The sequence below is a fragment of the Mesorhizobium sp. M7A.F.Ca.US.014.04.1.1 genome, assembly GCF_003998745.1.
GTDB lineage: Bacteria > Pseudomonadota > Alphaproteobacteria > Rhizobiales > Rhizobiaceae > Mesorhizobium > Mesorhizobium ciceri.
In genome coordinates this window covers 1-9,611 of record NZ_RZRW01000195.1, presented here as the reverse complement: position 1 = coordinate 9,611, position 9,611 = coordinate 1, and the positions used below count along the sequence as shown (strand labels likewise).

Below are 9,611 nucleotides of genomic sequence, written 5' to 3'. Positions count from 1 at the left end.
GCCATCGGTTCGGTCGTTCGGTTCGACGGTTTCATCGCCGCATACACCGACCAGAAGGACGACGATGCGGAAGACGAGGAAAATCGTCGCCTGCCCGAGATCCGTGCCGGCGAGCAGCTTGCCCGCCAGGCGATCAACGCCACCCAGCACACCACCGAGCCGCCGCCGCGTTACTCCGAAGCGTCGCTGATCAAGAAGCTGGAAGAGCTCGGCATCGGCCGGCCTTCTACCTATACGGCGATCCTGAAGACGCTCGAGGACCGCGACTATGTCACCATCGACAAGCGCCGGCTGGTGCCGCAGGCCAAGGGCCGGCTGCTGTCGGCTTTCCTCGAAAGCTTCTTCAAGCGCTATGTCGAGTACGACTTCACCGCGTCCCTCGAGGAAAAGCTCGACGAGATTTCGGACGGCAAGCTCGCCTGGAAGGACGTGCTGCGCGATTTCTGGAAGGATTTTTCCGGCGCCGTCGCCGACATCAAGGAACTGCGCGTCACCGACGTGCTGGATGCGCTCAATGAAGAGCTGGCGCCGCTGGTGTTCCCCGCGCGCGAAGACGGTTCGAATCCACGCATCTGCCCGAAATGCGGCACCGGCAATCTGTCGCTGAAGCTCGGCAAGTTCGGCGCCTTTGTCGGCTGCTCCAACTATCCCGAATGCTCCTTCACCCGCCAGCTCGGCGATGCCGCCAACTCCAATGGCGAGAATGGCGGCGGCGAAGACGGCACCAAGGTCATCGGCAAGGACCCCTATACGTCAGAGGAAATCACGCTGCGCAGCGGCCGCTTCGGCCCCTATCTGCAACGCGGCGACGGCAAGGAAGCCAAGCGCTCCAGCCTGCCCAAGGGCTGGACGGCAGAGTCGATCGACCACGAAAAGGCGCTGGCGCTGCTGTCGCTGCCGCGCGATGTCGGCCAGCATCCGGAAACGGCCAAGATGATCTCGGCCGGGCTCGGCCGTTACGGTCCGTTCGTGCTGCATGACGGCACCTATGCCAATCTCGAAAGCATCGAGGACGTGTTCTCGATCGGCCTCAACCGCGCCGTGTCGGTGATCGCCGAGAAGCAGCTGAAGGGCAAGGGTGGCCGCAATGGCGGCACGGCCGCTGCGCTCAAGGAGCTCGGCGACCACCCCGATGGCGGCGGCAAGATCGTCGTGCGCGACGGCAAATACGGGCCTTACGTGAATTTCGGCAAGGTCAATGCTACGCTGCCCAAGGGCAAGGATCCCCAGTCGGTGACGATGGAGGATGCGCTGGCGCTGATTGCCGAGAAGGAAGCCAAGGGCGGCGGCGGCAAGAAGCCGTTCCGCAAGGCGGCCGCGGCCAAAGCTCCGGCAACCAAGAAAGTAGCCGCCAAGAAGCCGGCTGCGAAGAAGCCGGCCGCGAAGAAAAAAGGGTAGGACAGCGTGGCGCGCAAGATCACCGGCAGAACCCACGGCGATCCGCGCACCGCCGACACCAGGGCCAAGGTCAAGGACGACTATCGGCCGTCGCGTGACGAAATCCTGCGCTACATTGCCGAAAATCCCGATCGCGCCGGCAAGCGCGACATCGCGAAGGCGTTCGCGCTGCGCGGCGACGACCGCATCTGGCTGAAGGATATTTTGCGCGACCTGCAGGACGAAGGCGTCCTCACCAAGGAGCGCAAGGGGCTGGCCCGCGTCGGTGCCCTGCCCCATGTCACGGTCCTCGATATTTTCGACCGCGATGCCGATGGCGTGCTCTTGGCGCGCCCAACCGAACACACAGCCAATGGGCCGCCGCCCATCGTTTCCATCCGCCTGTCGCGCAGTGGCAGTGGACCGGCGCCCGGCATTGGCGACCGCGTGCTGGCCAAGACCTTTCCCGCCGACGACACGAACGTCGCCCTGGGCGGCCCCGCCTACACCGGGCGGGTGGTGAAGATTTTCGAAAAGCGCACCGATGCCGTGCTCGGTATCTTTCGCATCCTGCAGGACGGCACCTTCCGTATCGAACCGGTGGAACGGCGCCAGCCCGAACTGATCGTCGACAAGGAATTCCAGAACGGCGCCAAGAATGGCGACCTGGTCGAGGTCGAGCCGGCGCGAGCCTCCCGTTTCGGCTTGCCGAGAGCCAAGGTGCTCAACGTGCTGGGCTCTCTGACCAGCGAAAAGGCGGTCTCTATGATCGCCATCCATGCGCACGACATTCCGCATATCTTCCCGGCCGACGTCATCGCAGAATCCGAAGCGATCAAGCCGGCGACGCTGGATCACCGCGAGGATTGGCGCGACCTGCCGCTGATCACCATCGATCCGGCCGACGCCAAGGACCATGACGACGCCGTCTTCGCCACGCCGGATCTCGACGAGAAGAACCCCGGCGGCGTGGTTGCCACCGTGGCGATCGCCGACGTCGCCGCCTATGTGCGCTATGGCACTGCACTCGACCGCGAAGCGCTGAAGCGCGGCAACTCGGTCTATTTCCCGGATCGTGTCGTGCCGATGCTGCCCGAGCGCATCTCCAACGATCTCTGCTCGCTGCGCGAGGGCCAGGACCGGCCGGCATTGGCAGTGCGCATGATCTTTTCGGCCGAGGGCCGCAAGCTCAGGCACACCTTCCATCGCGTCATGATGAAGTCGGCGGCAAAGCTCGCCTACCAACAGGCTCAGGCGGCGATCGACGGTGCGCCAGACGACAAGACAGGCCCGATCCTCGAAACCGTGCTGAAGCCACTGTGGGACGCCTATGCGATCCTGAAGCGCGGCCGCGATGGCCGCCAGCCGCTCGAACTCGATCTGCCGGAGCGCAAGATCGTACTCAAGCCGGACGGCACCGTCGACCGCGTCATCGTGCCGGAGCGGCTCGATGCCCACAAGCTCATCGAAGAATTCATGATCCAGGCCAATGTCGCCGCGGCCGAGACGCTGGAGGCGAAGAAGCAGGAGCTGGTCTATCGCGTCCACGACGCGCCGTCGCTCGCCAAGCAGGAATCGCTGCGCGAGTTCCTGCAGACATTGGGCCTGTCACTGGCGCGCGGCGCGCAGATGCAGCCAAGCCAGTTCAACGGCATTTTGGAGCGCGTGCGCGGCGCCGACAATGAAGGCCTTGTCAACGAAGTGGTGCTGCGCTCGCAGAGCCAGGCCGAATACTCGCCAAAGAACATCGGCCATTTCGGTCTCAACCTCCGCCGCTACGCCCATTTCACCTCGCCGATCCGCCGCTATGCCGATTTGATCGTGCATCGCGGACTTATTGCCGCACTCGGACTGGGTCCGGGTGGGCTGACGCAGGACGAAGCGGCACGGCTCGAAGATGTCGCGGTGCAGATCTCCGGCACGGAACGCCGCGCAATGGCGGCCGAGCGGGACACGGTCGACCGTCTGATCGCCGCCTATCTCGCCGAACGCGTCGATGACCGGTTCGATGCCCGCATCTCCGGCGTCACCAAATCAGGACTATTTGTCCAATTGCCGCAGTACGGCGCGGATGGTTTCATCCCGGTGTCAACTCTGGGCGGCGATTACTATATATACGATGAAACGGCTCGCTCCCTGTTCGGAGAACGCTCTGGCAAAGGCTACCAACTCGCGGACCGCGTCGAGGTCCGGCTTATCGAGGTGGCGCCGATGGCCGGCGCGATGCGCTTCGAGATGTTGACCGACCCAAAGCCTCTGCCGGGCTCCAAGCGGTCGTTTCACAAGGCCAAGGGCCGCGCCCGCGCGTCGCAATCGCGACCGGGTTCGCGCGGCAGGAGACGATGATGACAACAGCCATGGAAGAACAGGTTTTCGGCGGAGAACATCACTCGGGCCGGGCCGCACGCCCGCTGTGGACGGCGATGAAGCGCGGCCTGCTCGGCCGCTGCCCGCATTGCGGCGAAGGCAAGCTGTTTCGCGCTTTTACCAAGACCGTCGACACATGCGGCGTCTGCGGCGAGGAATTGCATCACCACCGGGCCGACGACCTGCCGGCCTACCTCGTCATCGTCATCGTCGGCCACATCGTGCTGGGCGCCTTCATGGGCGTGGAGGCGACGTCGACTTTGTCCATATGGCAGCACATCGCCATCTGGGTGCCGCTGACCATCCTTTTGTCGGTTGCGCTGCTGCAGCCGGTCAAGGGTGCCGTCATCGGACTGCAATGGGCCTTCTATATGCACGGCTTCGGCGGCGAGCACGACGTGATCGAGCCGCATCCCGGAGCCTAGGCCGCAGCCAAGAATGCTGCCTGGCGCAACATACCGACCGTGAAAGGCCACTTTCGCTTGCCAGAAGTTTCCGCTAGGTCCTGCGCATGGACGGTATGACCAAGGCGGAAGTCGACAGGATCGAGCGGAGCATGATCGCTCATAGCGGCCGGCCAATTCGCCCGCGCGACGCGGCAACCCTCATCCTGCTCGACCGCAAGGACGACGACGTACTGGTTCTGATGGGTCGCCGCCATGCCGGCCACGCCTTCATGCCGGGCAAGTTCGTCTTTCCCGGCGGCCGCACCGATCCGGCCGATAGCCGCATACCGGTCGTCGCCGCCCTGCACCCGAAGCAGGAAGCCAAGCTGATCGCCGGGCCGGGGCGCACAAGCGCCGCACGAGCCCGCGCCATCGCCCTGTCGGCCATCCGAGAGACCTATGAGGAAGCCGGGCTGCTGATCGGCCGCAAGGGTGCTTTCGCAACCCCCAGATCCGACTGGCAAGGCTTTGCCGAACACGGCGTGCAACCCTCTCTCGACATGCTGCGCTTCGTCGCGCGCGCCATCACGCCGCCCAACCGGGTGCGCCGCTTCGACACCCGTTTCTTCAGCGCCTGGCGTGACGACGTCGCGGTCGAGCTGCCCGGTGGCGGTCCGACCAACGAACTGGAAGAGCTGGTCTGGCTGCCGCTTGCCAAGGCCAGGGAAGCCGACATACCCGACATCACCCGAATGATCCTGGACGAGTTGGAAAAGCGCCTCGCCCATGATCCGCTGTTGCGTCCAGGCGGTCCCGTGCCCTTCTACCGGCTGGTCCGCAGGCGCTTCATCCGCGAACTTCTCTAGAGCAATTCCAGGAAAGTGTGACGCGGTTTTCCGTCCGAATTGCGTAAGATCAAACAGACAGAGTATTCAGCATCCATGACGGTCGATACCCAACCAAAGGGCGACGAGCGCGTACACTGGCTGCCGATGGTGGCGGCGATCTCGTCGATCAGCGTCGTCGGCATCGCCATCGGCCTCGGCATGCCGCTGCTCAGCGTCATCCTTGAAACACGCGGCCACTCGGCTTCGATGATCGGCCTCAACACCGCCGTCGCCGGCCTCGCCTCGATCGCCGGTGCGCCGCTGGCGACCCCGCTCGCCATGCGCTTCGGCGTTGCCTGGACCATGATCGCCATGATCGCCGCCGGCGCGCTGGCCTTTGTCGGCTTCCATTTCGCACCCGATTTCTGGATGTGGTTTCCACTGCGCATCGTGCTGCACATTGCGCTGACGGTGCTGTTCATCCTGTCTGAATTCTGGATCAGCACCTCGGCGCCGCCGCACCGGCGCGGCCTTGTCCTTGGCATCTACGCCACTGTCCTGTCGCTCGGCTTTGCCGCCGGACCGTGGCTGTTCGCTCATCTCGGCAGTTCCGGCTTCAGGCCGTTCGGCGTCATCATCGCGTTGGTGACGCTGGCGGCCATACCCGTGCTGGCAGCACGCAACGAGAGCCCGTCGATCGCCTCGGATGGCGAAACCAGCAATTTCCTGCGCTACATCTGGCTGGTGCCGTCGGCGACCGCTGCCGTGCTGGTGTTCGGCGCGGTGGAAACCGGCGGCTTTGCGCTGTTCCCGATCTACGGCAGCCGAATCGGCTATTCCGAGGCCGATGCGGCCCTTCTGCTGACCATGATCGGCCTCGGCAATGTGTTGTTGCAGATCCCGATCGGCATGATCAGCGACCGCGTCAGCGATCGCCGCTACCTGCTGATTGCCTGCGCGACGGTCGGTCTTATCGGCACCGTGTTCATGCCCTTCTTCGCCCAGAATTGGCATTTGATGGCCGCGCTTCTGTTCGTCTGGGGCGGCGTCGTCGCTGCCATGTACACGATCGGCCTTGCCCATCTCGGCTCGCAGCTTTCCGGCCATGAACTGGCGTCGGCCAATGCCGCCTTCGTGCTGTGCTACGGCGTCGGCATGGTGCTCGGGCCGCAGGCGATCGGCATCGGCATGGATGCGTTCGGCCCGTCCGGCTTCGGCTGGTCGCTCGGCCTGTTCTTCGCCGCCTATATCGCTTTGGTCGCCGTCAGGTTGGTTCGCAAGATCCTGCTGTAGCGCGACTGCGGCCTGCCATGCATTTGGCACGGCACGGTGACAGGCTGCTGACAGAACCGTGTCAGGAGCACAGGGCTAAAAAGGTGTCCCAAAACACTTGAGGACACTTCCATGATCGACAGCGGCTTTGAAACCACATCGCTACGAATGACACTGCTTCTGCTCGTGACCTTCCAGGCTCCGGCCGCCGACGTCGACCGCATCATGGATGCCGTGGTGGCGATCGCGCCGCTGGCCATGGGCAAATATGACCGCAATGCCTATCAGTCGGCGCACGGCATCGAACGCTACAGGCCGCTTGACGGTGCGGCCGCCGGCGCCGAAACCGAATTGCGGCGGCGCCCCGGCACGGTCGAGGTTTCCTTCGAACTGCCGGACGACCAGGCGCTGGCCGCCCGCGTCGTCGAGGCGATTTTCCAGGCGCACTCCTACCAGGAACCGGTGATCCGCATTCAGCCGATTCTCGCCAGCCGTTCCAAGGGGCTGGACGACCGCGCCAATCCGAATCGCTGGTGGAACACGACCGGAGACTGGAAGAAGGTTGCGGCATCGGCGACGGAAACCGCATGATTTCCGCTCCCGAGCCGGCTCTGGTGGGTCGCACAAGGCCTACCGGGCTTGACTTTCCGGGCGCGTTCTTTATGTGTCGCGCCAAGTTTCCCGCGTCCGGGTGTTTCCCCGTGCTCCAGCGGCCAAAACCCCACGAACAAACGGACTGATATCATGGCCAAAGCCGCAAACATCAAGATCAAGCTTCTGTCGACCGCCGACACCGGTTTCTTCTACGTGACCAGCAAGAACAGCCGCACCAAGACCGACAAGCTGTCGTTCCGCAAGTACGACCCGGTCGCCAAGAAGCACGTCGAGTTCAAGGAAACCAAGATCAAGTAATCCGGGTTTCCCGCCGCAATGCCGAAACGCCGCCCAATGGGCGGCGTTTTTCGTTTGTAACAGTTGATTTCGTTGCATCCGAGCAGAGACTCCAGCCAAAGGATTGACCCTTAGCCATGGTTGCGGCACCCTTGGCCGTGGGTTGGGTGTCACGAATAAGGCGCCTATGGATGTCGAAGAAGTTGAAAGCTGCAATCATTGCAGCCCTTGTCGCTCTGGCTGCTGGCTTTGCCGTCAGCAACGGGCTGATAAGCCAGCAGACGGCCGATGAGATCAAGGCCAGGACTGACCAGGTTCTGACTGAGGAAGAGGCCGCACCGCCTGCACCTCAGCCTGACAGCCCCGCCACGCCTTCCACGGAACCCGCACCGCAGGCTCCGACACCTCCCGCCGCGGCACCCCCGCAAGGATCACAACAGGGTCAATGAAGAAGCCTCGCCAGGATGGGCTCCTCTCGTGCGATCGCACCATCTGAGTGTATCGTTTTAATACAATCGCCAATTGGTAGACTTGCACCACGGATAAGTAGTTAGTTTCAGCGTCAGGCAAAAAGGGGGGAAATGCCTCGCACTGGGAGAAAACGATGTCCGTACAAAAAGGCGACTTTCGAACCAACAGAGCCGACTACGTGATTGCCGCGATGCATGGCGGAGTGACCGCCGAAGACAGCGTTCGAGACGAGAACCTGGCAAGGAGAAAGAAGTCCCTGTGGCTGAAGGAGCGGCGATCGGCCAAATCGGCTGAAAACCCGTTGGACAGCTCGCCGCTGTCCAAAAGAAGCCCTCGCGGTTAGCGGTCTACAATCGCCTTCCGCGATCACACCATATCCGCACACAACCCACTCGCCCATATTGCAGGGGCCACCGTCGGTGTTGACTAACTCCGACGGTGGCCTAGTTCGCGGCGAAATGACCTCCGTTCTTTTGAGAAGACGGCGGGACTAAGGTCTTGCGCCCTAGACGCAAAGGTCCGAGCGATCCTGTTAGGTTCCGGAAATGTCTCTTGGACGTTCCGCTATTTTATCCAATTGAAATGTAGCGTTACCGTGTATGTCCCGCCCGATAGCGGCGCCTGATCCGGCTGCCCGCATCCGACCCGGCTGCGTCCCCTCAGCCGATGCGCTCGCCGCTTTTCGCATCGAACAGATGCAGCTGGTCCGGTTCGGCCGCCAACCGCACCACGTCGCCGGACTTGACGCCGGCACGGCCCATGGCAAAGACGCACAGCTGCTGGCTGGCTAGCTTGACGTAGAACTGCGTCGAAAGGCCGAGCGGCTCGACCACACCCACCTCGCCCTTCAACGCACCGTCGTCCGCCAGCTTGATATGCTCGGGCCGCAAACCGACGGTGATGGCGTCACCGTGGGTCAGTGGCAAGTCTTCCGGCAGCCGCAGCGCCTGGCCGTCGGCCAGTACGGCCTCCAACGTAGCGCCCTTGCGAACCGTCGCCGGCAGAAAATTCATGCCGGGCGAACCGATGAAACCTGCAACGAACATGTTGGCCGGCCGGTCGTAGAGATCGAGCGGCGCGCCGACCTGCTGGATCAGCCCGTCATGCATGACGACGATCCGGTCGGCCATGGTCATCGCCTCGATCTGGTCGTGCGTGACATAGACCGATGTCGTCTTCAGTTGCTGGTGCAGCGCCTTGATCTCGGCGCGCATATGGACGCGCAGCTTGGCGTCGAGGTTCGACAGCGGCTCGTCGAACAGGAAGACCTTGGGGTCGCGCACGATCGCCCGGCCCATGGCGACGCGCTGGCGCTGGCCGCCGGACAATTGCCGCGGCAGGCGCTGCAGGAAGGTATCGAGCCCGAGCCGCTTGGCGGCGCCGTCCACCCTGGAGTCGATCGTCGCCTTCTCCGCCTTCTTCAGGAGCAGGCTGAAGCCCATGTTCTTCGACACGTCCATATGCGGATAAAGCGCGTAGGACTGGAACACCATGGCGATGTCGCGGTCCTTGGGTGCTACGTCATTGACCAGCCGCTCGCCAATGCGGATCTCGCCGCCGGAAGCCTCCTCCAGCCCGGCGATCATGCGCAAAAGCGTGGACTTGCCGCAGCCCGACGGGCCGACCAGGACGACGAACTCGCCATCGGCGATTTCAAGGTCGACCGCGTGCAGGACGCGGACGGCGCCATAATCCTTGCGGACCTTATCGAGCGTAACAGAGGCCATCGATCTATCCTTTGACGGCGCCGGCGGTCAGGCCGGTGACGAGATAGCGTTGCAGGAAGGCGAAGAAGATGCAGACCGGGATCAACGCCAGGATGGATGCCGCCATCATCTGTCCCCAATCGACGGCGAACTTGCCGATGAAGGTGAGCAAGCCGACGGCGAAGGTCTTCTGGTCGTCGCTGGAAATCAGCATTAGCGCGAACAGAAGCTCGCTCCAGGCGGCGGTGAAGACGAAACCGAGCGTCGCGCCCATGCCCGGCAGCGTCAGCGGTACAATCACCTTGCGCATCGCC

Annotated in this window: 11 protein-coding genes; 9 read left to right on the top strand and 2 right to left on the bottom strand. The window is 63.3% G+C overall.

Going from position 1 to position 9,611, the window contains the following annotated elements; genetic code table 11:
• The 9 genes from EOA22_RS15095 to EOA22_RS38115 all read left to right on the top strand — a co-directional run.
• Positions 1 to 1,398, top strand: a 1,398-nt coding sequence (locus tag EOA22_RS15095; protein WP_206521286.1) for a topoisomerase C-terminal repeat-containing protein, incomplete at its 5' end; no start/stop codon positions are given.
• Between the two features lie 6 nt (positions 1,399 to 1,404).
• Positions 1,405 to 3,723 carry a ribonuclease R gene (gene rnr / locus EOA22_RS15090; protein ID WP_063167900.1) on the top strand — a complete coding sequence of 773 codons (2,319 nt, stop codon included), beginning with the start codon at positions 1,405 to 1,407 and terminating at the stop codon, positions 3,721 to 3,723.
• Between the two features lie 11 nt (positions 3,724 to 3,734).
• Positions 3,735 to 4,169 carry a DUF983 domain-containing protein gene (locus EOA22_RS15085; RefSeq protein WP_024503574.1) on the top strand — a complete coding sequence of 145 codons (435 nt, stop codon included), beginning with the start codon at positions 3,735 to 3,737 and terminating at the stop codon, positions 4,167 to 4,169.
• Positions 4,170 to 4,255: 86 nt separating this feature from the next.
• Positions 4,256 to 4,996: an NUDIX domain-containing protein gene (locus tag EOA22_RS15080; protein ID WP_063167899.1), complete on the top strand. Its 741-nt coding sequence runs from the start codon at positions 4,256 to 4,258 to the stop codon at positions 4,994 to 4,996.
• Between the two features lie 75 nt (positions 4,997 to 5,071).
• A complete protein-coding gene (locus EOA22_RS15075; protein WP_024503576.1) occupies positions 5,072 to 6,250 on the top strand; it encodes an MFS transporter in 1,179 nt (392 codons plus the stop codon).
• A 111-nt stretch (positions 6,251 to 6,361) separates the two neighbouring features.
• Positions 6,362 to 6,820, top strand: coding sequence for a hypothetical protein (locus EOA22_RS15070; RefSeq protein WP_024503577.1), 459 nt, complete (start codon positions 6,362 to 6,364; stop codon positions 6,818 to 6,820).
• A gap of 153 nt (positions 6,821 to 6,973) precedes the next feature.
• The gene (gene rpmG, locus EOA22_RS15065; RefSeq protein WP_006201775.1) at positions 6,974 to 7,141 is read left to right on the top strand and encodes a 50S ribosomal protein L33; all 168 of its coding nucleotides are present in this window, start codon (positions 6,974 to 6,976) and stop codon (positions 7,139 to 7,141) included.
• 170 nt (positions 7,142 to 7,311) lie between these two features.
• Positions 7,312 to 7,569, top strand: coding sequence for a hypothetical protein (locus EOA22_RS15060; RefSeq protein WP_024503578.1), 258 nt, complete (start codon positions 7,312 to 7,314; stop codon positions 7,567 to 7,569).
• Positions 7,570 to 7,724: 155 nt separating this feature from the next.
• On the top strand, positions 7,725 to 7,934 hold the full coding sequence (locus EOA22_RS38115; protein ID WP_013531922.1) for a hypothetical protein: 210 nt from the start codon (positions 7,725 to 7,727) through the stop codon (positions 7,932 to 7,934).
• A 316-nt stretch (positions 7,935 to 8,250) separates the two neighbouring features.
• Here EOA22_RS38115 and ugpC read toward each other — a convergent pair whose 3' ends face one another.
• Positions 8,251 to 9,318, bottom strand: coding sequence for a sn-glycerol-3-phosphate ABC transporter ATP-binding protein UgpC (ugpC, locus tag EOA22_RS15050; RefSeq protein ID WP_063167898.1), 1,068 nt, complete (start codon positions 9,316 to 9,318; stop codon positions 8,251 to 8,253).
• 4 nt (positions 9,319 to 9,322) lie between these two features.
• The coding region (locus tag EOA22_RS15045) for an ABC transporter permease subunit (protein WP_164755454.1) at positions 9,323 to 9,611 on the bottom strand (289 nt) is incomplete at its 5' end.